General features: G+C 42.9%; 25 protein-coding genes and 2 tRNA genes. 2 read left to right on the forward strand and 25 right to left on the reverse strand.

Annotation, left to right across the window (positions count from 1 at the left end; genetic code table 11):
* Positions 1-2 precede the first annotated feature (2 nt).
* The 3 genes from AAEO50_RS11295 to AAEO50_RS11305 form a co-directional block, all read right to left on the reverse strand.
* Positions 3-93: transfer RNA gene (locus AAEO50_RS11295), tRNA-Ser, on the reverse strand.
* A 7-nt stretch (positions 94-100) separates the two neighbouring features.
* Positions 101-175: transfer RNA gene (locus AAEO50_RS11300), tRNA-Asn, on the reverse strand.
* A 140-nt stretch (positions 176-315) separates the two neighbouring features.
* Entirely contained in the window at positions 316-783 is a 468-nt protein-coding gene (locus AAEO50_RS11305; RefSeq protein WP_341983619.1) for a SprT family protein, read from the reverse strand.
* 145 nt (positions 784-928) lie between these two features.
* Between AAEO50_RS11305 and cmpA the strand changes: the two genes are divergently transcribed.
* Positions 929-1,048, forward strand: a complete 120-nt coding sequence (cmpA, locus tag AAEO50_RS11310) for a cortex morphogenetic protein CmpA (protein WP_175986492.1) — start codon at positions 929-931, stop codon at positions 1,046-1,048.
* 358 nt (positions 1,049-1,406) lie between these two features.
* Here cmpA and AAEO50_RS11315 read toward each other — a convergent pair whose 3' ends face one another.
* From AAEO50_RS11315 to acpS, 14 genes are all read right to left on the reverse strand, one after another.
* Complete coding sequence (locus AAEO50_RS11315; RefSeq protein WP_425383192.1) at positions 1,407-3,575, reverse strand: Tex family protein; 2,169 nt, start codon at positions 3,573-3,575, stop codon at positions 1,407-1,409.
* 78 nt (positions 3,576-3,653) lie between these two features.
* Entirely contained in the window at positions 3,654-4,250 is a 597-nt protein-coding gene (locus tag AAEO50_RS11320; RefSeq protein WP_341983625.1) for a PP2C family serine/threonine-protein phosphatase, read from the reverse strand.
* Complete coding sequence (gene sigB / locus AAEO50_RS11325; RefSeq protein ID WP_341983627.1) at positions 4,250-5,047, reverse strand: RNA polymerase sigma factor SigB; 798 nt, start codon at positions 5,045-5,047, stop codon at positions 4,250-4,252. Before sigB ends, AAEO50_RS11320 begins: the two co-directional genes overlap by 1 nt.
* A complete protein-coding gene (rsbW, locus tag AAEO50_RS11330) occupies positions 5,025-5,492 on the reverse strand; it encodes an anti-sigma B factor RsbW (RefSeq protein ID WP_341983773.1) in 468 nt (155 codons plus the stop codon). The genes sigB and rsbW overlap by 23 nt, the downstream gene beginning before the upstream one ends.
* Positions 5,492-5,827, reverse strand: a complete 336-nt coding sequence (locus tag AAEO50_RS11335) for an anti-sigma factor antagonist (protein ID WP_341983629.1) — start codon at positions 5,825-5,827, stop codon at positions 5,492-5,494. Before AAEO50_RS11335 ends, rsbW begins: the two co-directional genes overlap by 1 nt.
* A gap of 80 nt (positions 5,828-5,907) precedes the next feature.
* Entirely contained in the window at positions 5,908-6,918 is a 1,011-nt protein-coding gene (locus tag AAEO50_RS11340; RefSeq protein ID WP_341983631.1) for a PP2C family protein-serine/threonine phosphatase, read from the reverse strand.
* Positions 6,919-6,928: 10 nt separating this feature from the next.
* Positions 6,929-7,330, reverse strand: coding sequence for an anti-sigma regulatory factor (locus tag AAEO50_RS11345; RefSeq protein ID WP_032085358.1), 402 nt, complete (start codon positions 7,328-7,330; stop codon positions 6,929-6,931).
* 3 nt (positions 7,331-7,333) lie between these two features.
* Positions 7,334-7,690 carry an STAS domain-containing protein gene (locus AAEO50_RS11350; protein WP_058300003.1) on the reverse strand — a complete coding sequence of 119 codons (357 nt, stop codon included), beginning with the start codon at positions 7,688-7,690 and terminating at the stop codon, positions 7,334-7,336.
* Positions 7,687-8,517: an RsbT co-antagonist protein RsbRA gene (locus AAEO50_RS11355; RefSeq protein ID WP_341983641.1), complete on the reverse strand. Its 831-nt coding sequence runs from the start codon at positions 8,515-8,517 to the stop codon at positions 7,687-7,689. The genes AAEO50_RS11350 and AAEO50_RS11355 overlap by 4 nt, the downstream gene beginning before the upstream one ends.
* A gap of 439 nt (positions 8,518-8,956) precedes the next feature.
* Positions 8,957-9,307, reverse strand: a complete 351-nt coding sequence (gene ndoA, locus AAEO50_RS11360) for a type II toxin-antitoxin system endoribonuclease NdoA (protein WP_006838214.1) — start codon at positions 9,305-9,307, stop codon at positions 8,957-8,959.
* Positions 9,308-9,311: 4 nt separating this feature from the next.
* Entirely contained in the window at positions 9,312-9,593 is a 282-nt protein-coding gene (locus AAEO50_RS11365; RefSeq protein ID WP_032085355.1) for a CopG family ribbon-helix-helix protein, read from the reverse strand.
* Positions 9,594-9,743: 150 nt separating this feature from the next.
* Positions 9,744-10,928 carry an alanine racemase gene (gene alr / locus AAEO50_RS11370; RefSeq protein ID WP_341983654.1) on the reverse strand — a complete coding sequence of 395 codons (1,185 nt, stop codon included), beginning with the start codon at positions 10,926-10,928 and terminating at the stop codon, positions 9,744-9,746.
* A gap of 705 nt (positions 10,929-11,633) precedes the next feature.
* Positions 11,634-12,647 carry an outer membrane lipoprotein carrier protein LolA gene (locus AAEO50_RS11375; protein ID WP_341983656.1) on the reverse strand — a complete coding sequence of 338 codons (1,014 nt, stop codon included), beginning with the start codon at positions 12,645-12,647 and terminating at the stop codon, positions 11,634-11,636.
* Positions 12,648-12,884: 237 nt separating this feature from the next.
* The gene (gene acpS, locus AAEO50_RS11380) at positions 12,885-13,235 is read right to left on the reverse strand and encodes a holo-ACP synthase (RefSeq protein ID WP_341983658.1); all 351 of its coding nucleotides are present in this window, start codon (positions 13,233-13,235) and stop codon (positions 12,885-12,887) included.
* A 111-nt stretch (positions 13,236-13,346) separates the two neighbouring features.
* Here acpS and AAEO50_RS11385 point away from each other — a divergent pair, with 111 nt between their 5' ends.
* Entirely contained in the window at positions 13,347-13,931 is a 585-nt protein-coding gene (locus AAEO50_RS11385) for a rhomboid family intramembrane serine protease (RefSeq protein WP_341983660.1), read from the forward strand.
* Between the two features lie 67 nt (positions 13,932-13,998).
* On the opposite strand, the gene AAEO50_RS11390 is transcribed toward AAEO50_RS11385, so the two are convergent.
* From AAEO50_RS11390 to AAEO50_RS11425, 8 genes are all read right to left on the reverse strand, one after another.
* Positions 13,999-15,462 (reverse strand): PH domain-containing protein, encoded by a 1,464-nt coding sequence (locus tag AAEO50_RS11390; protein WP_341983662.1) that lies wholly within the window; start codon positions 15,460-15,462, stop codon positions 13,999-14,001.
* The gene (locus AAEO50_RS11395; RefSeq protein ID WP_341983664.1) at positions 15,455-15,934 is read right to left on the reverse strand and encodes a PH domain-containing protein; all 480 of its coding nucleotides are present in this window, start codon (positions 15,932-15,934) and stop codon (positions 15,455-15,457) included. The genes AAEO50_RS11390 and AAEO50_RS11395 overlap by 8 nt, the downstream gene beginning before the upstream one ends.
* A gap of 177 nt (positions 15,935-16,111) precedes the next feature.
* Entirely contained in the window at positions 16,112-17,074 is a 963-nt protein-coding gene (gene uvsE, locus AAEO50_RS11400) for a UV DNA damage repair endonuclease UvsE (protein ID WP_341983667.1), read from the reverse strand.
* Between the two features lie 61 nt (positions 17,075-17,135).
* Positions 17,136-18,104 (reverse strand): nuclease-related domain-containing protein, encoded by a 969-nt coding sequence (locus AAEO50_RS11405; RefSeq protein ID WP_341983669.1) that lies wholly within the window; start codon positions 18,102-18,104, stop codon positions 17,136-17,138.
* Between the two features lie 540 nt (positions 18,105-18,644).
* Positions 18,645-20,153 (reverse strand): DEAD/DEAH box helicase, encoded by a 1,509-nt coding sequence (locus AAEO50_RS11410; RefSeq protein WP_341983672.1) that lies wholly within the window; start codon positions 20,151-20,153, stop codon positions 18,645-18,647.
* 303 nt (positions 20,154-20,456) lie between these two features.
* The gene (locus AAEO50_RS11415; protein ID WP_341983674.1) at positions 20,457-21,146 is read right to left on the reverse strand and encodes an alpha/beta hydrolase; all 690 of its coding nucleotides are present in this window, start codon (positions 21,144-21,146) and stop codon (positions 20,457-20,459) included.
* Between the two features lie 172 nt (positions 21,147-21,318).
* Positions 21,319-22,698 carry a UDP-N-acetylmuramoyl-tripeptide--D-alanyl-D-alanine ligase gene (locus tag AAEO50_RS11420; protein ID WP_341983677.1) on the reverse strand — a complete coding sequence of 460 codons (1,380 nt, stop codon included), beginning with the start codon at positions 22,696-22,698 and terminating at the stop codon, positions 21,319-21,321.
* Between the two features lie 91 nt (positions 22,699-22,789).
* Entirely contained in the window at positions 22,790-23,869 is a 1,080-nt protein-coding gene (locus AAEO50_RS11425; RefSeq protein WP_341983679.1) for a D-alanine--D-alanine ligase, read from the reverse strand.
* Between the last annotated feature and the right edge of the window lie 228 nt (positions 23,870-24,097).

Raw genomic sequence — 24,097 nt, forward strand, 5'->3', positions numbered from 1 at the left:
GATGGCGGAGAAGGAGGGATTTGAACCCTCGCGCCAGTTGCCCGACCTACACCCTTAGCAGGGGCGCCTCTTCAGCCACTTGAGTACTTCTCCATAAAAATGGCTCCGCAGGCAGGATTCGAACCTGCGACCGATCGGTTAACAGCCGATAGCTCTACCACTGAGCTACTGCGGAACGTGAAGTATTCTAACGCTTAAAATGTCTTATCGACTCTTTCGATTATAATGACTCAGATGCTTCTTGTCAACTATTTTCCCAAGGAGTTTTTTAACTTACAGAACTCTTTTTAGCACCCGGTCAGGATTGATAAGCACCTAGGAACCTTGCGTAAGCTCTTCACGAAAAACCAGTTTACCTTTACAGCGGCCACATACATATTTTTGCGTATTGACCCTTCTTTTTCTCCTAAACATGAGATTACATTTTGAACAGGAATAGACCAGTATGCGCTGGTTCCTTTTGACTGTTGATAGCTCGGTACAATGTCTCGCCCCTCCGACTTTTTGCAGGAGATTTCTGAAATCAGCATCTCTATGCTTGTATCCCTTCCCTTCAATATGAAGGTGGTAATGACAGAGTTCGTGTTTGATAATACCGATCAATTCTGATAATCCATGTTCTTCGAGATACTTTTCGTTAATATCTATATTGTGACTCTTTAGCATGTATCTTCCGCCCGTTGTCCTGAGTCGCAGGTTAAAATAGGCTTTATGACGAAATGGTTTTTGAAAGTGCTGAAGTGAAATCTCTTCAACCAGAGTTTGCAGCTCATCGTTTGTCATACTTATTCTCCTTACCTTCGTTCGTTTTCCAGCACAGGACAACCTTCCACTACATACACATAGATTATATATCATCCCCACTGAATAGACAGCGGCTGTCGTTTCAAGAATGTTTTCAAGGAGATTGGAATAAGGAGGGTACCTTATGCCAAACTGGCTCGTTAATCAGATGAGGAAGGCATATCTTGAGAAGAATCGTTATCAGATTAAACTTCTTAATCAATGCTGGAATTTTTATAGGAAGAAAAACTTCCCTCAACAATAATAACCGAAATGCGCAGGCGGCTCGGCCGGCGACAAGCATAAGATAATTCAGCCGGAAAGGCGTTTTTTGCCTTTTTGGTTGAATTGGCTTATGATCTCTAGCCGCCGGAGCTGAACAAAAAAGCTGACTTGATGATGTTGCTGCTATCAAGTCAGCTTTTATTTATTGAAAATAGCATTTTAACGCCGCTTTTGGTTTCCGTGCAAGACTTCGCTTTCCGCGGGTAGCCCGTGAGCCTCCTCGTCACTTCGTTCCTGCGGGGTCTCACATTAGCTACTTTTCCCGCAGGAGTCTTCGTCTTGCACTCCAACCAAAAGCTAGAATCGATTAATTCCAATATTCAAGCTTTGCTATCCAATCATTGAATCATTGTCAAAGCGACTCTTCCTTTTTTCACATCGACACTATCCACCCAGACGGTGACGACGTCTCCAACCGACACGACATCCAGCGGGTGTTTGACGAAGCCTTGTTTCAGCTTGGAAATATGGACGAGGCCATCCTGTTTCACACCCACATCCACGAATGCACCAAAATCGACTACATTTCTGACTGTACCTTGCAGTTCCATTCCTTCTGAAAGGTCCTCCAGTTTCAGTACATCTTTTTTCAGAAGAGGTTTGGGGAATTCGTCACGGGGATCTCTTCCGGGGCGAATCAAGGCATCGATGATATCCTTCAGTGTGAGCTTACCGATCCCAAGCTCTTCCGATACTTCTTCAAGATTCAATTGATTAAAGGCAACCTTTAAATCTTCACTTCCGATTGCTTCTTCACTTAATCCTGTTTTGGAAAGAAGCTTTTTGACATCACCGTAGTTATCCGGGTGAATCGGCGTCCGGTCAAGCAGTTCCTTACCTTCCATGATGCGCAGGAAGCCTATACTTTGTTCGTATGTTTTGGCACCAAGTCTCGGGATTTTCTTCAATTGTGCCCTGGACTTGAATTTCCCCTCTTCCTCTCTCTTTTTCACGATATTATTTGCCACCGTTTTAGAGAGCCCTGCCACATACTGCAGCAAGGATGATGATGCGGTATTCACATTTACTCCTACTTGGTTAACGGCCGTCTCTACCACAAAGGTCAGGGACTCATTCAATTTTTTCTGAGATACGTCGTGCTGGTATTGGCCCACACCTACAGATTTAGGATCGATTTTCACCAGTTCTGCAAGCGGGTCCTGCAGCCTTCTGGCAATTGAAACAGCACTCCTTTCCTCTACCTGAAGAGATGGAAATTCTTCTCTTGCTACTTCAGAGGCGGAATATACGCTGGCCCCTGCTTCATTCACAATTAAATAAAAGATTTCTTTGTCAACATTTTTAAGGACATCAGCCACAAATTGCTCCGTTTCTCTGGAAGCCGTTCCGTTCCCAACGGCTACAACCTCTATGGAATACTGATCGATCATCTTTTTCATCACTTCTTCAGATGCAGCTTTTTGTGATTTAGGAGGATGCGGATAAATCACATTTACTTCAAGCATTTTACCTGTTTCGTCAATAACAGCAAGCTTGCATCCCGTTCTGTAAGCGGGATCGACTCCCAGAACCATTTTCCCTTTCATAGGAGGCTGCAGCAGCAGCTTTCTCAGGTTTTCCGAAAAGATGTGAATGGCCTGATTTTCGGCCTTTTCTGTTAAATCGTTGCGTATTTCTCTTTCTACAGAGGGCTGAATTAAACGTTTATAGCTGTCTTCAACTGCTTCTTTGACAACAGACACTACCGGAGAGTGTAGGTTTTTAATCACTTGTCTTTGCATATATTGAAGAATGGCCTCCGCGTCCGGCTGGATGTTTACTTTGATTACATCCTCTTTTTCTCCTCTATTCATCGCCAGTACGCGATGAGGAACGACTTTACTCACTGGCTCTCTGTACTCATAATACATTTCAAAGACGTTCTTCTCATCTTTCTCTTCATTCTTTACCTTTGTTTCGATGACACCTTTTCGGAAGGTGTGGTTTCTTATGTATTCACGAAAAGCCGCTTCGTCGGATATATACTCTGCGATGATGTCCTTCGCTCCGGCAATCGCTTCTTCTGCAGTTACCACTTCTTGTTCTTCAGAAATATAACGTTCCGCTTCGTTTTCCACATCACCCGCTGCTGGAAATGTCAAGATCCACTCAGCAAAAGGTTCTAATCCTTTTTCTTTTGCTACTGTTGCTTTTGTCCGTCTTTTTTGTTTATATGGACGATATAAATCCTCCACCTTTTGTAATTTGTCAGCTTTTTTGATGGATTGAGACAATTCTTCTGTCAACTTGCCCTGTTCATCAATCAGTCTAAGGACTTCTTCTTTTCTTTGCTCAAGATTTTGCAGGTAATTCCACTGCTCCATAATATCTTTGATCTGGACTTCATCCAATGCTCCCGTTTGTTCTTTACGATAACGGGCGATGAACGGCACCGTGTTACCTTCTTCAAGTAATGAAATAACATTTTTCACGTTTTTAAGGGAAATATTTAGGCTTTTTGATACGATATTCAATAAATTCTCTTGATTCGTTATTGTTACAGTCAATTTTACGACCTCCATCTAAAAGGGTTCCCATTAAGTTTACCATATGATCAGGCAAAAAAAGAAAGCTCACCCTATTCATTAGAGTAAGCTTCCTACTATATATGTGGTATCATCAGCGGTTTCATCGACTAATGATTGAATATCATGCATGGTGCTGTGCAAAGTCGGATACTTTCGAAGGACAGTCTTAACACCTGAAATATTTAATCCATCCGAATGGAGCAGAAACCTCGAGTTTGATTCATATCTATAACGCTTCGTTTGATACTTTTGTGGTCTTCCGGATAAATAACCTGTCACCGGTAGAGGATAGGTCATCTTTCCTTCAGGCGAATACATGTAGAACCGGATATTCCCAACGCAGCTGTATACGAATTCTTTTGAGTGGTAATAAGCTTTAATAATAGCCACTGCAGCTCCGCGCATCTTTTGAAGTGCATTATTACATAAATCCATGAGGGTTTCTACATCTTCGTGATGATTGTTTTCCACAATTTCCACTACTGCATGAGAAGATTCATACGCATATTTTCCGCTTCCCAACCCATCGGCTAACACACAGACAAAGTACTCATTTGTAGAGACGTAATAATAACTGTCTCCACAGTATGGGTTTCCATTTTTTGAAACTTGTTCTGCATACAACTCAATTTCATTTTGTTGGAAATAACCCATTAATAGGGACTCTCCGAATCAAAAGCCTCTTCCTGGATGGCTTCACGCAGCTTCTTAATAGCTCTGCGCTGTAAACGGGAGACATGCATTTGTGAAATTCCAAGCTTTTCTCCAGCTTCTTTCTGGCTTAGGTTTTCCAGATACGTATGCTGGATAATCGCTTTCTCTCTATCAGAAAGAACATACAGCACTTTTTCAAGCACAAGGCGTTGATTCACCTTTTCATATCCTTCGTCCTGATTTCCTACAATATCCAGTATCGTAACCGTACTTCCTTCAGAATCAGCTTCAATCGAATGATCCACTGAAAGGGCTTGATAACTTCTGCCCATTTCCATCGCTTCCAATACTTCTTCTTCACTTACTTCAAGATAGTCAGCAATTTCATGAACTTGTGGAGAACGTTCTAATTGATTTGTTAACTCTTCAACAGTTGATTTTATCTTTGGTCCAAGCTCTTTGATTCTTCTCGGCACATGAACACTCCAGGTTTTATCACGAAGGAAACGTTTAATTTCCCCGATAATGGTTGGAATGGCAAATGCTTCAAAGGATCTTCCGAAGGATTCGTCGTAACGTCTGATCGCTCCCAGTAAACCTATCATGCCTACTTGGATGATATCCTCATGGAAAGACCTTCCTTTAGAATATTTTCTTGCAATGGATTCCACAAGATTCTGGTAGTGCAGGATAAGCTGACTCTGAGCATCTTCGTCCTGGTTCTCCTGATAATCTCTTATCCATTGAAGAACTTTCTCTTTTTGATCCTGCTGGTTAGGTTGAGATAGTTTTTTCATCCCTCTCCACCTGCTCTCCTGATAGGAATTTGGTCATAAAGACCGTCACTCCCTCTTTATGATGAACCTTTACATCGTCCATAAGGCTCTCAATAAGGTAAAGTCCTAACCCACCTTCTCTTAGGAATTCCACAGAGTGATCGGCATGATATGGACCAACGGCACTTCGGATCGTCTTAAAGTCGAAGCTTTCACCATGATCCGCCACCATTACTTCCAAGCGGTCCTCATAAAGGGCAAAGCCGACCACCACTTCACCATCATCACCTTTATAAGCATGCTGTACAGCATTTGTGATCGCTTCACTAGTCGCGATCTTCAGGTCCTCTATCGCATCATAATCAAAGCCCATACGACTGGCTATCCCTGACAGGGTCAGACGAATAACCCCAACGTATTCAGGCTTCGCGGGAATTTTCATCTCGATGTAATCAAAAGCTTGCATCATTCAACTCCACCTTCTACCTTGGAATTTATATTCATAATATCCCCTAAACCTGTGATATCAAACAATCTTTGCAGACGATCAGATAAACCAACCAGCTTCAGCTGGCCGCCGCGTGCGTTTATGGTTTTGAATAAGCCTACAAAAACGCCGAGACCGGTACTATCCATATAGGAAACCTCCGAAAGATCTACAACGATATCTTTATCATTTTCAGCTTCAGCAGAAGGATGAAGAGTTTCTTTAAGTTTAGGTGCTGTATATGCATCAATTTCTCCAGCTACTTTTACAAATAATTCGTTCTCTTTCTCTTGCATATCTATTGACAAGTTCATAAAACGACCACCTTTTTTTTAAGAGCATTATAATAAAGTCTCTATTCGTTTACCCTAATGCTATGTAAGATAAACAGCTTTCAGGAAATTCTTTTTATAATAATAAGGGTGAAGTCATCTCGAAGTTCAAAATGCTGTAATTTCTCTAACTCTTTATAAACGTTGGTAACAATTTCATCTGAAGTCAGGTGTTTATGCTGGCTGATCAGCTCCACTAGATCTTCACGTTCAATAAAGCCTTCTTCAGTACGGCACTCTGTCACCCCGTCAGATAGCAGGATGATCATGTCCCCAACTTCCACACGTCGTTCATATTGTCTATACTTGGCTTTCTTATCCACACCTAATAAAAGCCCTTTTGCATCCAAGTCTTCGAAATGTCCGGCATGGGCATTATAGAAGAAGCCGGGCTCATGTCCGGCTGAAGAATAAGAAAACAAGTGTTTATGAGAGTTATAGACACCGTAGAACATGGTGATGAACATGCTGGCATCCACATTTTGTTCCACCACTCTATTCAGGCTTTCCAGAACGGCATTAGGTTCGTTGCGATATTCAGGCAGGCTGTCCATCGCATATTTGATCATGGACATACACAATGCAGCGGGTATCCCTTTCCCGATTACGTCTGCAATGGCGACACTGACACTGTCATTCTCATCCTGGACAAAGTGGTAATAGTCCCCGTTCATCTTTTTTGCAGGAACGCTGACAGCAGCGATATCCAGACCTTCTACAGCCGGAATGCTTGTCCCGAGCAAAGTTTGCTGCATGTTGGAAGCAATATCGATTTCATTGTTTAATTCCTGCTGCTTGCTTCGCAGGCTTTGATGCTCGCGATAGGCAAATCCATATCCGATCATGACTTCCAAAAGAATATCGAAAGCATGAAGGACATGATGAGGAATATTAGGTTCCATTTCGAGCATGACACTTTTATGGAGACTGATGATTTCTTCCGGTGACACATGGTGCTCAATCGATTTACGGCTGAATTTCTGACCGAGATACAAAGCCTTTTCATCTTGCTCGTTCAGATAATGTTCTATGATTTCTTTATATTTTGAATCCATCAATTCTCTAAAATTCATCTAACTCCCCCTAGCGGAGCCATTTTGTTGCCCGGATATCCGTCCCTTCTCCAGGTACAGATTCTACGTTGAATTCATCCATCAAACGTTTAACTCCAGGCAATCCTGCTCCTAAACCACCTGATGTGGAATATCCATCTTCCATCACTTTTCTTAAATCATTGATTCCAGGACCATCATCCAATGCAATGATACGCACGCCTTTTTTTCCGCCGTCGAAAAGTTTTTCTATACATATCTGACCATGACCAGCATAAAGATAAATATTTCTTGCTAATTCGCTGATAGCAGTAGTGATACGAGCCTGGTCAACTGTACCAAAACCCAGCTCTTTCGCTACATTTCTTCCTAACTGGCGGGCAGCAACGATGTCCCATTCATTCGTGATCTTCACGCAGGATTGGCTATCCATTCACTAATCCCCCAGTTCCGTTTGTAATTTCTCTAAACCTTTTTCCAAGTCTAGAGCGGTTAGCACATCGTCCAACCTAATGCCCAGTTCAATAAGCGTAATGGCAACAGCAGGTTGAATACCTGTGATGACAACTTTAGCTCCCATTAATCTGGACATATTTATAACATCGCCAAGTACCTTGGCGATAAAAGAATCGATAAAGTCGATCGATGTAATATCAATAACAACCCCTCTTGCACTTGTTTCATGTATCTTATGCAAAAGATCTTCTTGAAATTGAAGGGCTGTTTGATCATCAAGTTCCCATTGAATCGAAATTAACAAGCAATCGTGCAATTTTAAAATTGGTATCCTCACTCTGATCCCTCCGCTGAAACAATTTTTCTATCAGTCATTTCAAGAGCCTTTTCAATTCCTTTTCGCAATGTGCTGTTCGTACTGAATTGATTAAGATCAATTCCCAGGTTCACGATCGTCTGGGCAATCTCGGGTCTAATACCAACCAGCATGCATTTAGCCCCCACCAAGCGGACCGCGTCTGCAGCCTGTATGATGTGGTGAGCAACCATTGTATCCACTACCGGGACACCTGTAATATCAATTAAAACGACTTCAGCCCGGTGTTTCACAACACCGTTCAAAAGGTTTTCCATAATTAAACGCGCTCTTTCCGTATCGATGGTGCCGACGAGGGGCATCACTGAAATCTTTTCGAACACGGGAATCAGCGGTGCAGAAAGTTCCTGCAGAGCGATTTTCTGAAGGGACACGGTTCTCTCCCAAGATTCTGTATAAGCGCTGATTACTTTGTTATACATTGGGGTGACCCATTTATCGAATATTTCAACCTGTTCGGCATGATTTTTATCGGTAATCAACTTGTCCTCTCTCATCGCTTCATATACCACTTTAGCAAACGTGCTAAGTGCTGAAGTAACAAATGTCAGAGGCCAGCCGAATCGTACAACCTTCTCAGCGAAATCTTCCAGTCGGGAGGTGAATTCTTTCGAGTCCCTCAGATTAGACGCAATCATCTCGACAAACTCATGGCTTGTCTTAGTGAAGATTTGATCCGAAACAACCTGGATGAACTTCTCATCCGCTTCGTCCTTCATCCTATCCATCCAAACATGTGTTAAATCCGACTTATTTCTCTGGATATAATCCGTAATTTCAGTGAACATATAACTCTCCCCATTCTACCATAAGAAATTTACACCAACTGTATATACGAAAGGATGTAACGTATATTTAATCTAATCCGTTCTTATGCTTAAATTTTACGCATTTAATAATATAGTAACAAATAAATGCAAAATTGAAAAAAACAATGCCTTTTCGGGTATTTTCCCCCATGTTCCTTTTTATTATAAATTGTTATAAGTTATTTGTCATACAAATGACTATATTTATCTCAGGTTATATTCTTCTACCAGAGGATAGTTCTGGATAATCCTGTCTATCAGGCACAGCCTGGCAGCTTATTGCGTGAGAACATATACAAAAACAGAAGGCTTGCTGATCAATTTCTTATCTTGATCAGCAAGCCTTCGATTTCGTAGCTGTGTTGTCATTTATTGTTGTAATTAACTTTGAAAACTACAACCACATGGGATGAAAAGGTTAAAATTGAATTAAGCCGACACTGATTTGGAGGGCGTCATCCACTTTTTCCATCATTTCATCATCCAAGTGTGTAATTTTATCTGTCAGACGTTGTTTATCAATCGTTCGAATTTGTTCAAGCAAGATAACAGAATCACGTTCAAAGCCATAACGTTTTGCATCAATTTCAACATGAGTAGGCAGTTTTGCTTTTTGAATTTGTGCGGTAATAGCAGCAACGATCACTGTGGGACTGAACCGATTCCCAATATCGTTTTGTATAACAAGTACCGGTCGAACTCCGCCTTGTTCTGAACCTACAACAGGAGAAAGATCCGCAAAATATACGTCACCACGCTTTACAATCAAAGGATTAACCTCCGCTTACTAAGCGTTCGACTGTATGTTCTGCCTCATATTCTGCTTGGATCGCTTCTGAAGCGATTGCAAGATTAATCTTAGCCATCTCCATATAGCCGCGTCTCATAGATTCACGTAGTTGTCGCTTTTTACGTTCTCGTAAATACATTTTAGTTGCACGATAAATAAACTCATTGCGATTCACATTCTCTTGATCTGCAAAGCCGTCCAATTCTGTAACGAGCTGTTGCGGCAGACGAATTAAGATTTCTGTTGTTGCGCTGGATTCAGACACAAACTACACCTCCACCAATCACTACATACCGTTTCTGTTCAATAACATACTAATCATACCATTAAATAACGGGGATGAAAAGACTATTTATCAATCTCTTCTAGTATCCGCCATATAAAATACTAATTATTCATTGAAATGCAGTTCATTTCACTTTTTTATTTCTCCGCCTGAAGATAGTAGTTTATTAGAAACCTCTGCAGGCCTTCCGTTTCTTATATAAATCCTCGGAACTCTTGTCGAAATGATACACGGAATTTCATAATTGATCGTCTCAAGCTTTTCAGCAATCTCATCTATGGAAACGGCCTCATCCGCTTCATGTCCGATAAGGGTGACCTTCACCCCCGCTTTCAATGCCCCGGGTAATGAGACCATACATTGGTCCATGCATATCCTTCCGACAATCGGACACCTTTTTCCGTCCACGATGACTTGCTGCCCCTGCAGCTTCCTCAGCCACCCGTCTGCATAACCAATCGGTATCGTCCCGATCCATTCATCGCCCGCTGACTCATATGTGGCTCCGTAGCTGACCTTATCCCCTGCTTCAAGCTCTTTCGCATAGATCAGTCTTGAATGAAGGGAAAAGACTTCCTTTAAGGGGAACGGCAGGACCTCTTTCATTTCCTGAGAAGGTGAAAGGCCGTACATCGCAATTCCTACCCGAACCGCGTTGAAATGGGTTTTCGGTTTTCGCAGGGCTGCCGCACTATTGGATGAATGAATGTACAGCGGACGTTCATCCAGCACTGCAAGCATCTCTTCGAACGTTTCCAACTGCTGGTCGAGATATGCATCATCGAGCTCATCCGCAGTGGCATAATGTGTGAAAATCCCTTCTAGGTTAAACTTGCTGCTGGATTGGATGAAGCTCTCCATTCTCTTTAATTCTTCTGTACTCCGGACTCCAATTCTGCCCATTCCAGTATCGCATTTTATGTGCAGGTTCAGTGAAGAGGTTTGATCAAGTTCCTCCGCCGCTTCTTCCAGCCACTCCATACCAAAAGTCGTTAATGAAATATTGTGGGACGAGGCAAGTTTCACATCCATCGAACGAGTTGCACCTAGAACAAGAATCGGTGCTTCGACCCCTCCCTTTCTTAACGATATGGCCTCATCCAGGAAGGCAACTGCAAGACCGTGAGCACCAGCTTCCAACGCAGTTAATGCGACTTGCACATCACCATGCCCGTATGCGTTTGCCTTTACGACAGCAAACATCTTCACTTCCTCAGAAGCAATATGCTGCTTGATATTTTTAATATTTTCCGTCAAATAATCCAAATTGATTTCTGCCCAAGTATCACGAAAGAACTGCGTCTGTGTTTCCACTCTGGTCACTTCCTCATAACAACAAAACATTGTCAGTCTATTCAAGAATATCTTTGATTATTCATCTATTCTCTTATTGTGTCAAATTAATTTTTTTGAAGCAAGGATGAATGAGGAAGAGTTTCTCTTTGGTTGATCGGGGATATGCAGGGTAGTGGCGTTGAAAAGACACGGAGACATGTGGAGCTCGTCGATAACAGTAAAAAATGACAAGGTGTTAAGAGGAGACGGTTCAGAAGGTTTTTTCGACAAGTTGCGCAATTATCAGGATTCTGGCGCAATTACTTAAAATCCGGCGCAATAATCCTAGTAGTGGCGCAATTAATCGGGAACCAGCGCAATAATTCTATAACCGGCGCAATTAAGGGGGTCGCGAGACGATTTTTTTATTCCCGAGGCAGTTTCAACTGAGCCTAAATAGGAAAACAACTTCATTATTCGATATTTGGTGATAAAAAGGCTAATCGGGTGTCCTTTTCCACAAGACTTGCTGCTTAACGATTAAGATAGATGATCTACTCCGCACTGAAACATATAACTATCGATCCAATAACTTCCAACCCCCCCCCCCCGCGATCACGCCCTCTCACTTCTGTTTTCCCATTGCCGGTTCACGCCATATAAGCAGACACCCCGCCGAACCCCCACTGGAACACAGCAAAAGAAAAGAGGCAAACCAATATGGTTCACCCCGTTTAGAACGCTCTATTTCACCATGGAACCTTGTACAGACTGTGCAAGCATCACCATTTCCGAAGGAGACAGGTCATTCGAAGCAAGCATGTAATCGACGCCATTATTCGTCCATCGGATTGAATTATCGGTCATGGCTGCGACTGTGAACCCTAAGTCTACCAGTTCACCTTTCATTGAAGTCGATACCGTCATGGTAGGAACGACAGTGTTTTTCTCCTGAATGATCGTGAAGGATTTCTCGCCATCATATGTTAAGATGACGCGCTTTCCATTCTCGGTCGCCACTTCTTTTTCCTCTACTAACTCAGTTCCTGTGACTTCAGACATAGGGTAGAGGACAGTGAAATCCTTGTCATCCACATTTGCGGTAACCGGAACTTCAAGCTGCGCTCCCGTCATGTTCTTCTTCATATCAAAGTCTTTTTTATCAAACGCTGCTTTCATGTCCATCTTGGAGAATTCCACTTTAACAAGAGAGTTATTATCTGCATCCATCACCTTCACGGTGGCAGGGGAAAGATCTTTCTTGTTAAAAGCAATCTCCTGGGTCGGAAGCATTTGCTTATTCTGGTAACGCGTTTTCGTTGTGAAAACATAATGGTTTTTCGTTTCTTTGAACTTCGCTTCCTTGTCCTCGAGTACATCCTGGACAAGAGATTCATACAAATAAGCCTGACTGCTGTTATTAGGCCATTCACTCTGGAAGCGGAAGCTCTTATTCAGCGCAGGGGTCAAGACAAATACTCCTTCATCATTACGGAGAATCATTTGACTTTGATCCTTCGCGGCATTTTTAAGAGCCACCCGGTAGTAATTAGGGTTATTATGCCAAACTTCCACGTCATAGGTCTGTGGTTCATCGCCAACCTGAAGTGTCATTTTGGCGTCCGCTTTATACCCCTTCATGTCCTCTACCTTTGACTTAAGATCCTTTGTCACGTCTTCCTTCGATTGCTCCCCGCAAGCAGCCAGCATCAGCACTGCAAGCATGGCCATCACTAGTATCACTAGCTTTTTCTTCATTTTTTCAACCCCTTTTGTCTCAAGATATACGTAATTGAGAGAGGGGAAAGCTAGACGGTATAAGAAAAAGACTTTTTTTATGTTTGTCTCTCTTACAATCGGTGTCCCGACAGTTTATACCTAGCCTTGTCTCTCCTATTGCACTACTGAATATATGAGACAACCTCGGGGAATATGCTAGCGAAGATGACAAGCCTGAACTTTTTTATTCTTGATTGTTTTCTACAGCTTAGTGCCTTACTCTTCGATGATGACTTGGGCCGCTGCGAACTCCCTGCTGTGGGTGATCGACAAATGAGCGTTCATTCCGTCAGGCTGTGAAAAAAACGGCTTTCCGTACGGGTCTTTGCTTATTTCAATATCCTGAAAAGATAGCACATGTCCGATACCGGTCCCGTTCGCTTTAGCAAATGCTTCCTTTGCCGCAAACCTGCCTGCAATGAATTCAATGGAACGCCGACCACTCAAAGATGCGAGGTGGTCCTGCTCATTTGCGGTCAGAACCCTCGTGATCAATTTTGGCTGCCGCTCGACTAGTTGCTGTATACGTCCGATTTCAACAATATCCAAACCTATTCCTTTAATCATATGTAGATCTCCTTCTACTCTTGTCCTTTTTCTCATATAGTTAATTTATAGTATATAATGAATCGTGTTAATGTTTTTAGTGTCGGTACTATTCTATTAGGAGGATACACTATGTTTGTCAGAACGGAAAGCTTCTCCCAGTTTTTACGATTATATCCCGTCATTTCACTGCTCGTATTCATCCATATCGTGCTGTTTTTAGTGAGTGCACTGCCGATTTTTCCACAGCTTTGGGTGTATGAACAGCTGGCGGGTGTGAATCTATATATCAAAGAAGGCGAATGGTGGAGGCTGATCACCCCTATCTTCGTCCATCTGGGGTTCGCCCATCTATTATTCAACTCGTTTTCGCTCGTATTATTCGGACCACCGCTTGAACAGCGCCTCGGCAAAGTCAGGTTTATCCTTCTTTACTTGGCGAGCGGCATTTTCGCTAATATTATTACCTATATCATCAAACCACTAACGTACAGCCATGTAGGGGCATCAGGTGCCATCTTCGGTTTGTTCGGTTTCTACATTGCCATGATCCTCTTGAAAAAACAATTCATCTCAAAAGAAAGCCGTCAAATCATCCTCCCGATTGTCGTCATCGGAGTGGTGATGACATTCATGCAATCAGGCATAAACATCACCGCCCATATCTTCGGGCTGCTAGGCGGATTCATCATCGGCTGGATTTCCGGGAAGAAATGATTGGTGCCTAGTGTAAAAGGTGACCCGCTTTTTCCATTAAGCGGGCCACCTTTTTTTGTTCTAAAATCTATTCATGTGAGTACCAGGAGTAGATTTCAGCTGCATCTTCTACTTCCAGGTCTTTCACTTCACTCGTATAGCCCGTTTGTCCTGATTTCAACGTCGCGGAAATACTGCTCAAATCCCTTTTGGATTGAAACCAGCTTACAGTGGAATCAAGTGATTGAACCCTGCTTTTCTTCAAATACGCCGTATGCTTTAATACTCCTCGATACTGAAGGGACAGCTGATTGCCTGAAATCCTCCAGCCCCCCGCGCGATATTGAAAGAAACCAAGGATAGCGAAAGGGATGGCAAGCAAAAGGCTGAACAAGCCCAGCGGCCAAAACATGATCGAAAGGATGACAACCGGTATGATCACCCAGTCGACTGCACGTATGATGTATTTTCTTAGGGCCCGTTTCGGAAGTCTTTGAAAATCCTCCGCAAGTTCATAGTCAGGAAATATTTTCGCAAGCAGCTCCGAAACTCTTTTCTTTTTCACAACAGGAATCAATTTGATCGTCGAGCTGTCTTTCTCAAGTGCAGATCCCCCGGCATTCTCGATCACAACTGTACAATAACCAAACAATTGCCGGACCGGATTCTCGACTACACGGATACCCTGAACCCGATTAAGCGGGACGGTTACCTGTTTTTTCTCCAGCAGCCCTCTGGTAATCACGATGTTGTCATCATTCATCCTTATTTTAAAATCCCCATACACCACAAACGTCCATCCAACGGAAAAAATCCAGGCAGCGAGCAGAAGTACAAACGACAACACCGCAATGATCAATAAACCACTTTTCACAAACACCATAATTTCGTCATACACGGTCTCATACGGAATGAACTCAGAGAACTGCGAGAAGAAAACGGCAACCCCTGATAGAATGACACCAATTCCCCCCGAAGTTGCAGCAAGCACCCAGATATCCTTAGCACTCATCTTGAAAACAACATTTCCTTCTTTATGCGAGCTCTCTTCATGGATTTCAGACTCTTCAGCCGTATCAGGCAGCTGCCCCTTTTTCTTTTCACGGTAAATAATTCGTTCAAGTTCCAAAGCTTCCTCTTTCAAAATCGCAGTCAGCTCAGCCTCCGATTCTCCCGGATTCGATGAGCCTGCAGTTTCCACCTTTACCTTCACCAGACCGAAAGGACGATGAATGATCCCCTCTGAAAAGTTCAGGCTTTGGATTCTGTCGAATGGAATATAGCGTTTCTTTTTCACAAAGAGCCCATACTCGATCCTGAGCTCCCCTTCTTCTAATCGATAGGTGAACCTGAGCCATTTGATGACACCGGCCGCAAGGACAATCAAAAGCACCGCGCCCATCGAGATAAGGGGCATATAATCCCAGAACCCGCCCTTCTCTCCCCTGCTGTTCAGAACAAACAACAGGACAAACGGGATGATCAATTCTTTTAATTGTTTCAAAAAGCTCGCTACTGCAGAGATTGGATGGAGTCGTTTATATTCAGACATCATCTTCCGCCACCCTCGCCAGTAAGGATATGGAATGTCTTAATTCATCCGCTTCATCCGTATCCAAAGCAGGAATTTCATGGACGGTCGCAGCAGTTGATATGGTAATCGTAGATAAATGATACTTCTTCAAAATCGGCCCCTGTACCGTATCAACATGCTGTACCCTGACCATCGGGACCAGCGTGCGTTTCACAAATATAAATCCTCTTTGAAGCTCGATTTCCTGCTCCCTCACTTCATATCTCCACCGTTTCCAGCGAATCGTCGGAAGAAAAAAGATCATCATATATGTAAATAAGAGCAATACAGCAATTGCAGCCGCCATGATCCAAACCGGCCAATCAAATAACGTTGATAGCACAATCACACCTGCAACCACAATAGCCAGCAACAACGTCTGAATCACACCATGCAGCCTCCACACCTTCAGCGCTTTTGGCGAAATTCGTTTTTGAGGCTCTCCTCTCATAACCATCCTCCTTTTTGTCTTTATCTTTATGTATAAATCTTACAGTATGTTTACGTTTGAAGATAGGATTGGTTTCAAAATGGAGGAAAAGTTCAGGCTGTTGCACTGTGTTGGCAGGCAGAAATTATTTTGACGGCTGCCCTATTTGTAACACCTTCCGGCCTGCAAACAACAGTCCTATTTTATATGAAAAGACGACCCATCTACCCATTCAATCTCCTTGACACCCCTCAAGTCCTCAACCAAGCGGAACAAGGCATCATCTTTTTTCTTCGCTTCAATCATGCAGTCGACCTGATCGACAGATCCCTTGATTCCCTGTAAAAAATCCATGAACATTGCAGGGTCAATGTAATCGGCGTGAGCTTTGTAATCCTGATCAGATCGGGGACTGGAGATATGCATTTTGACCGGAAATGGAGACTGACTCCAAGTCGAGACGATCCGTTCCCAATCTTCCTGCCAGTCCCTTTCATGGTAGGCAAGGTGATGGTGATAGTCGAAAACCTGAGGAATACCCAGCTTTTCACAAAGATAGAGGGCATCTGCAGCACTGAACACGGTATCATCATTTTCTACTATGATCATTTCCTGGAGGGAAGTCGGCGTGAGACCCCAATTATGGATGAACTGTTCAAGTGCCTTTTCCTTATCCTCATAAGCGCCGCCAACATGTAAAACACAGCGGTGCCTTGGTTCGATCCCCATCCCTTTCAGCAAATCCCTGTGCATTTTGAGGGTATTGAACGTATTCTTGAGGACGTCCACATCACTGGTATTCAAAAGAACAAAATGATCCGGATGGAAACCAACCCGCATCGGATGACCCTGTAAATACTCTTTTATTTTGAGCAATTCAGGCTTTAAAGGCGAAATGAAATCCCACCCCTTAAGGTCAGGGTGGTTCGCAAGCGGAATCAACTTCGAACTAAAACGGAAAAAGTGAATCTCATGAAGGACATTATGCTTCAAAAGACGAAGACAGTTCTCAAGATTCGATCTGGCAATACGTTCAAGCTTAGTAATTGCCGCTTCACGATCTTTTATGGATGAAAACTGCTTATATGTCATGGTCTGCGACGGCGAGGCATTCTGAAGGTTCATGCTCATGGCTACGTAGCCGAGTCTGATGAGAGTCATGTGGGTTTGGGCTCCTTTTTTTATTGGTAGTATGTGCGGGGCGGGGTGATAATAATATTTTTCAGAGGAATTCTTTGTGGTAGGTTGTTCCTTTGGATGAACCTGTTACTTTTAGATTTAAGGAGTTCAATAATTGGTTTGCTGTTTTAGGAGATTTTATATCCAGGAAGGTCCTTAACTCCCTGTTGGTAATAGATGGTTTAAATAATAAAAAATAATCCTCGATAGCACGGACATGGGCTGTTTTGGATATGAAATTGCATTTTGTACAATGCCAGCATCCAAAAAAACGCTCCATTTTTCCTGAACAACTTTCGCATTTCACCCCTTTTAATATTTCTGTTTCATTAATCCCATACGTATCTAAAATGCTTGTAAAGCCGGTATCATGCTTGTTAAGAAGTACTTTTTTAATTCTTTTAAGATCTTTCTTTGTAGCTTTCTCTTCTGTATAAAGAGTGTTCAATTTGCTTATTTCACTAATTAGATTTTGAGCATGAATGATTTTATCATATGGAGATAAAAGTTTTTGACCTGGGGCCATTTTAAGGATGGTAGATGGATTACTTATTACTACGAGGAACTTTATCGGAGGCAGCACTAAATGATGATCGTAAAAAAACCTTTGAAGAAAAAGTTTTTGTCGATTGGCTTGTGTGATGGGATCAGAATAACCAGTAACGACTCCATTATAATTCTTTGTTAATTGGTTGAATTCAGAGTCTATCGTTAACGTTCCAGAAATGTTTTTTATTTCAAGGATTAGTGTATAGAAAGGGGTGAAAAGCAGCGAGTCGATTTGAAAGTGATGAGGAGTAAGAGGGAGCTTTAAATCATTAAATACCATATACTTTTTGCTATTCAGGAAACTTAAATGGTAGTCAACCGACTTTTCTCCATTAAAACCGGCCTTTCTTTTCTTCAGATCCTGTGCAATGAGAGGAATTTTCGTGTGGGAATCCACTAAATTTCTTATTAAAGCTTCATTTTGTTCAATTCTTATAGGTTTTGCTCTTTCTTCTGCGAACAATTGATCACTCCTTCATGATTTTATCTTTAAATACTTCTCTTAAAACTCAGAAAACCCTTCTTTTTAAGAGAGTAAATCGTCAAGATTTTATTTACAAGCCACTTTCAATGGTTTACGTGCCAGATTTGAAATATTCAAGCCGAATTTTTATTTTTCAAGCCACTTTTGAAAAATACAAGCCACTTTCCCGATATTCACGCCACTTGTCGAATTTTCTTTATTCACTACCCTCCCTGGATCCCTTCTTCATTCCAAATTAAAACCCATTTCATTGAGACTCTATCCAAACGTCACCCAATTTGCCCAACCCCCTAATTTGTCAAAAACATTTTCAATCCCCTCACCCCACTACACCCTGCGACCTAAATATCCACCTTCATGTCAGCAACCAAACCAACCAAAACAAACAAGCTTTCCCTTACCCATCTAATACGAACCCTGAACTGCTTCAAAATCCACATAACTCCAATCCTCAATCTATCACAAAAACAAAAAAACACGACAACCCCCAAAAAGGGCCATCGTGTTTCATCAACCATATTAGTTATTGTTATAAGACTTGCGTCGACCGGAAGATTGTGGTTTGCCTCCGCCGCGACGATCGCCGCCACGGGATGAGCCGCCGCGTGAACCGCCGCCACGAGGGCCGCCGCTTCCACCGCGTCCGCCGCCTTTGCCGCTGCGGGATCCGCCTTTGTAACCGCCGCGATTACCGCCGCCGCCTCTTGATGGCAATGGACGTTCTTCTGATATTTCTACAGGAGTTGTGTCCGGCTCTTTTGTAAGAACGCGGATCGCCGCTGCTACTGCTTGAATTGGATCGTGGTCGTTTAAGAATTCCTCTGCCAATTGAGAGTAATCTTTAAGATCACTTTCTTTAGCGGCTTCTGTAAGCTTATCTAAAGCAAGGCGCTGCTGGCCTTCCATTGCTTCGTTCAAGCTTGGCGGCTTAAGGCCCATCATTTTCTTCTTCGTTGTTTGTTCCACTACGCGCAGGTAACCCATTTCTCTTGGTGTTACGAACGTGATGGACATACCTTTTTTACCTGCACGGCCTGTACGCCCGATACGGTGAACGTAGCTTTCAGGATCTTGCGGGATGTCAAAGTTGTAAACGTGCGTTACGCCAGAGATGTCAAGACCGCGGGCTGCAACGTCTGTTGCGATCAGGATGTCGATGCGTCCTTCTTTGAACTTCTTAAGAACCGTCATACGGCGTGCTTGAGAAAGGTCGCCATGGATTCCTTCTGCAAGGTAACCGCGGATGCTTAGTGCACGGGAAAGTTCATCTACACGGCGCTTTGTGCGTCCGAATACAATCGCAAGCTCAGGTGATTGTACGTCGATCAGACGGGATAGAACATCGAATTTTTCTTTTTCAGTTACTTTCGTGAAGTATTGTTCGATGTTTGAAACCGTTACTTCTTTTGATTTCACCTTGATTACTTCAGGCTCTGTCATGAAACGTTCAGCAATGCGGCGGATCGGATCCGGCATTGTTGCAGAGAATAGAAGTGTTTGTCTTGTGCTTGGTACAGTTTCAAGGATGCTTTCGATGTCTTCTATGAAGCCCATGTTCAGCATTTCGTCTGCTTCGTCAAGTACCAATGTTTCAACGTTATCAAGCTTCAGCGTGCGGCGCTTGATATGGTCCAGTAAACGGCCCGGTGTACCCACGATGATGTGCGGGTTCTTTTTCATCGCACGGATTTGGCGCTGGATGTCCTGTCCGCCATATACGGATAGAACGCGTGCACGCTTATCTGAACCGATGCGGTATAATTCCTCAGAAACCTGGATTGCGAGTTCACGTGTCGGAGCGATTACAAGAGCCTGAACGTTCGGGTTCTTCATATCGATCTTCTCGATCATCGGGATACCAAATGCTGTCGTTTTACCTGTTCCAGTTTGTGCCTGGCCGATGATATCCTTACCTTCAAGACCTGCTGGAATTGTACTTGCCTGGATTGGGGTTGCTTCTTCAAAGCCCATACGCTTAACTGATTTCAACGTAGATGCGCTTAAGTTTAAATCTGCAAACTTAGTCAATGTTACATTCTCCTTTAATTTACATCTTTTATAACTAATCAAATGTACTGATTATATTTTTAAATCGGAACGAAATCTTACACACCGAAAGACTTCGGTATCTAATCTAAAATCGTCTATATGAGATGTTTATTGTAATATATTGCAATTTCCATTGGAATGCTGCTGCAATCTGCACGGCTAAGCGTGCAAAAAAATACACTCTTCAAAATAGAAGAGCTACCACGTCCAACAAATAGAACAATGTTGTAGTTATGTTACCACTTATAGAGATGAATTTCAATCTATTGTAAAATAGTCAATCTATTCACTCTGCAGGAAATGGTAGATCTCTCCAAATAATTCGTGCTTATCTTCACTATGGCATATTAAATGTTTGGCTTTTGAGGAGTAATATAGGTTTTTTTCTTCAGATGAAATGGTCTCATAAATATATTTCGCACTTTTAGGCGGGACTATCCCATCATTTTCTCCTTGGGCTATAAAGGTTGGGATATCCACTTTTTCAAGGAGAGGGCGGGCTACGCGCACCACCTTTTTAAACTCGTAGGCAGAAAGGATCGGAGTATTGGTCACTTTAAATTTATAGCGATTGTAGAGCTCATTTTCAAGTATTTTCCCTTGAAGTCCTTCCTTGATTAAATTACCAATCTCTTTTGCGAGCTGCTTGAAATTCAAATAGTAAGCAGCGGCACTAAGTAAGACGAGTTTATCGATGCTGTATTTGACGGATAGGTAAGAGGCGATCAGCCCCCCCATCGAAAATCCGATGACATACACCTTGTCACATGTAGAGATAAGGTGCTTCAATTCTTCTTCCGCGTGTTCGATCCATGCGGCATGCTTGATGCCTTTTAAAGCGAGCGTTTCTCCATGACCGGGTAAAGTAGGTACAACGATTTCCCAATCCGTTCTTTCTTTTAAATATTCTGCCAGGGGCTCGACTTCATAAGGGCCGCCTGTGAAGCCATGAATAAGTAAACATCCAATCATCTTGATCCCCACTTACTTTAAAGCTTTTTTATGAAGGTTTTTTGCTGAATGAAATGTGTATGCTGCCTCTTCGAAATTAGCCTTACCGCTCACATAAGAAAAATCCAGAGGGAGAACGCCTCCCTCTTCTATCCTACTTTCATTTTGTTCAATCGTGATGAATTCTAATCGTTCAGCCTTTTGCCAATGCTTCAATGATTTCTTCGAGTGCCATTCCTCTGGATGCTTTGAATAGGATCAGATCTCCGTCTTTTGTCTGATTTTCCAACTCGGCAGAAAGTTCCTTTTTGTCCTGGAAGGAATGAACGTTCTCAGGTGAAAATCTTTCGAGTGCACCTTTCGCGATGAATTCCGCAAGCTTCCCGAAGGTATATACGTGCTGAATCTGGTCAGGGTCGATCATTCTCCCGATTTCCAGATGGAATTCCTCTTCGTTGTCGCCAAGCTCCAGCATATCACCCAGTACAAGCATTTTGGCGGTGAAGCCTTCAAGTTCAGAAACGAGCTGGATCGCCGCTTTCATGGAAGTGGGACTTGCATTGTAGGCATCATTGATGATTTTTTCGCCTTTTTGACCTTCTGTCATTTCCATTCTCATTTGCGTGAGCTTAAGCGACTCCAGGCCTTCCTTCATTTCCTCAACTGAAACACCAAATTCCTTGGCAATCAGAATAGCAGCCAGGGCGTTATGGATATTGTGCTGCCCGAGTACAGGAAGGAAGAACGTCACTCCTTTATCAAGAGAGGTTTCAAAGTAGCTGCCGGCATTATTCATTTCAATTCCCAACGGGTATATGGTATTCGTTTCACTACGGCCGAACGTTTTTACACGTTTTAGCGATAATTCCTTTACCTGCTCTTCTAGAAGATGTTCGTCTCCGTAGTAGGCGAATAGCCCGTCTTCTTTCAACCCCTGGACAATTTCCAGCTTGGCTTTGGTGATGCCTTCCCGGGAACCAAGATCCTGAAGATGTGATTCCCCGATATTGGTGATGATCGCTGCATCAGGCTGGGAAATCTCAGATAATAATTCAATTTCACCGAACCCGCTCATCCCCATCTCTAGCACAGCCACTTCTGCGTCTTGCGGGAGCGCGAGGATTGTTAAAGGCAGGCCGATATGGTTGTTGTAGTTACCTTGTGTCTTGTGAACTTTGTATTTCGTTGCAAGAAGATTTGCAACCATGTCCTTCGTCGTTGTCTTTCCGTTGCTCCCTGTGATGCCTACCACTTTCAGATCAAGCTGATGACGGTATTGGTTTGCCAGTGACTGCAGCGCAAGCAGCGGGTCGTCTACGACAAGTACAGGGATATCCTCTGGCGGATTTGGAACATGTTTATCCCAGAGAGCTGCTGCCGCTCCCTTTTCAATCGCCTGCCTCACGAATTGGTGTCCGTCCACATTTTCACCTTTGAAAGGGACAAATAAATTTCCCTTTTCAATTTTACGTGTATCAATGCTTACACCTTTTATGATGAGGTGTCCGAATTTAGTAAGATCATTATGGACATTCAGCATGTCACATGTTTGGTTTATCGTTTTTTCAAACATTTTCTTTCTCCTTTATGAGTTATCTATTTTAAAACAGAGCAGGGACTGCTTTTAGATGTTGATCCTCCAGTCAGTCCCTTGCCTTAAGGTGTTACATTGTATGTTTGATTGTCTGTTTTTCTTGGTAACGACCTAAGCCGAGTTCAACTAATTTCCCGATCAGTGTCGGATAGTCGACACCTGTGTGCTTCCATAAAAGCGGGAACATGCTGAATGGTGTAAAACCAGGCATTGTGTTTACTTCGTTCATGTAGATCTGTCCGTCTTCTGTCAGGAAGAAATCTGCACGGACGAGGCCAGAGCAGTCAAGTGCCTTAAAGGATTGAATCGCGATCTCCTTCATCTTTCCGTACGTTTCCTGGTCGACTTCTGCTGGTATGATCAATGCAGTATCTCCGTCTTCATACTTTGCCTTATAATCATAGAAATCCTTCTTTGGAACGATTTCACCTGCAACAGAACATTCAGGCTGATCATTGCCAAGGACACCCAATTCGATTTCACGCGCTTTTACGCCTTCTTCGATGATGATTTTACGGTCAAATTGGAACGCTTCCTCGAATGCAGCGGCCAATTCTTCTCTGGATGTACATTTGCTGATTCCCACCGATGACCCAAGGTTTGCAGGTTTTACAAAGCAAGGATAGCCGATTTCGTTTTCTACCTCATTATAGGCATTCTCGGAATTTGCTTCCCATGTACTGCGGATGAACCATGTATAGTCCACTTGAGGAATCCCCGCTTGTGCGAAAAGATTCTTCATGATGACTTTATCCATACCTGCTGATGAAGCAAGGACTCCGTTCCCCACATAAGGAAGGTTCAGTAATTCAAGCATTCCCTGAACGGTTCCGTCCTCCCCATTGGGACCATGGAGCAGCGGGAAGATCATATCGTATCCTTCGCTGTCTTTGGAATCGGCTGGCGTGATCGCCGTGCTTAATGCGTTAGGTGAAATTTCTTCTCCGTTGTTGAATTGCAGTGCTTTTACGTCCTCAACGGGAGCATTCAATTGAGGACCTTTTATCCACTGACCTTCTGTTGAAATGAAAACAGGATGAATTTCATATTTATTTAAGTCCAAGGCTCCGATGACTGCCTTGGCTGTTTGCAGGGATACGTTATGTTCGGCTGATTTACCGCCGTACAATAAACAAAGCTTGGTTTTCATGTATGAGTTACCTCCAATATTAACAATAGATGTTTCTATTTTATCACTTTCATCTCAAAGGGAAAGAATGATTAGGTGGAAAATAAAAATTACCACCATGGTCCTTGATTCATGAGCCAACCTCCATCTGATTTTCGTCTATATATATGTATGTTTACCCAGACTAGTCCCGCAACAGAGGAATGGGCTTTATTTTATCAGAATACATTTAAGATTCCGCCTATTCAT

Origin of the sequence: Rossellomorea oryzaecorticis, from assembly GCF_038405515.1 — a bacterium.
GTDB lineage: Bacteria > Bacillota > Bacilli > Bacillales > Bacillaceae_B > Rossellomorea > Rossellomorea oryzaecorticis_A.

Coding starts and splice junctions, on each gene's coding strand:
- AAEO50_RS11305 (WP_341983619.1), bottom strand. CDS start 783: ATGACAAACGATGAGCTGCAAACTCTGGTTGAAGAGATTTCACTTCAG.
- cmpA (WP_175986492.1), top strand. CDS start 929: ATGCCAAACTGGCTCGTTAATCAGATGAGGAAGGCATATCTTGAGAAG.
- AAEO50_RS11320 (WP_341983625.1), bottom strand. CDS start 4,250: ATGGGTTATTTCCAACAAAATGAAATTGAGTTGTATGCAGAACAAGTT.
- sigB (WP_341983627.1), bottom strand. CDS start 5,047: ATGAAAAAACTATCTCAACCTAACCAGCAGGATCAAAAAGAGAAAGTT.
- rsbW (WP_341983773.1), bottom strand. CDS start 5,492: ATGCAAGCTTTTGATTACATCGAGATGAAAATTCCCGCGAAGCCTGAA.
- AAEO50_RS11335 (WP_341983629.1), bottom strand. CDS start 5,827: ATGAACTTGTCAATAGATATGCAAGAGAAAGAGAACGAATTATTTGTA.
- AAEO50_RS11340 (WP_341983631.1), bottom strand. CDS start 6,918: ATGAATTTTAGAGAATTGATGGATTCAAAATATAAAGAAATCATAGAA.
- AAEO50_RS11345 (WP_032085358.1), bottom strand. CDS start 7,330: ATGGATAGCCAATCCTGCGTGAAGATCACGAATGAATGGGACATCGTT.
- AAEO50_RS11355 (WP_341983641.1), bottom strand. CDS start 8,517: ATGTTCACTGAAATTACGGATTATATCCAGAGAAATAAGTCGGATTTA.
- AAEO50_RS11375 (WP_341983656.1), bottom strand. CDS start 12,647: ATGAAGAAAAAGCTAGTGATACTAGTGATGGCCATGCTTGCAGTGCTG.
- acpS (WP_341983658.1), bottom strand. CDS start 13,235: ATGATTAAAGGAATAGGTTTGGATATTGTTGAAATCGGACGTATACAG.
- AAEO50_RS11385 (WP_341983660.1), top strand. CDS start 13,347: ATGTTTGTCAGAACGGAAAGCTTCTCCCAGTTTTTACGATTATATCCC.
- AAEO50_RS11390 (WP_341983662.1), bottom strand. CDS start 15,462: ATGTCTGAATATAAACGACTCCATCCAATCTCTGCAGTAGCGAGCTTT.
- AAEO50_RS11395 (WP_341983664.1), bottom strand. CDS start 15,934: ATGAGAGGAGAGCCTCAAAAACGAATTTCGCCAAAAGCGCTGAAGGTG.
- uvsE (WP_341983667.1), bottom strand. CDS start 17,074: ATGACTCTCATCAGACTCGGCTACGTAGCCATGAGCATGAACCTTCAG.
- AAEO50_RS11415 (WP_341983674.1), bottom strand. CDS start 21,146: ATGATTGGATGTTTACTTATTCATGGCTTCACAGGCGGCCCTTATGAA.
- AAEO50_RS11420 (WP_341983677.1), bottom strand. CDS start 22,698: ATGTTTGAAAAAACGATAAACCAAACATGTGACATGCTGAATGTCCAT.
- AAEO50_RS11425 (WP_341983679.1), bottom strand. CDS start 23,869: ATGAAAACCAAGCTTTGTTTATTGTACGGCGGTAAATCAGCCGAACAT.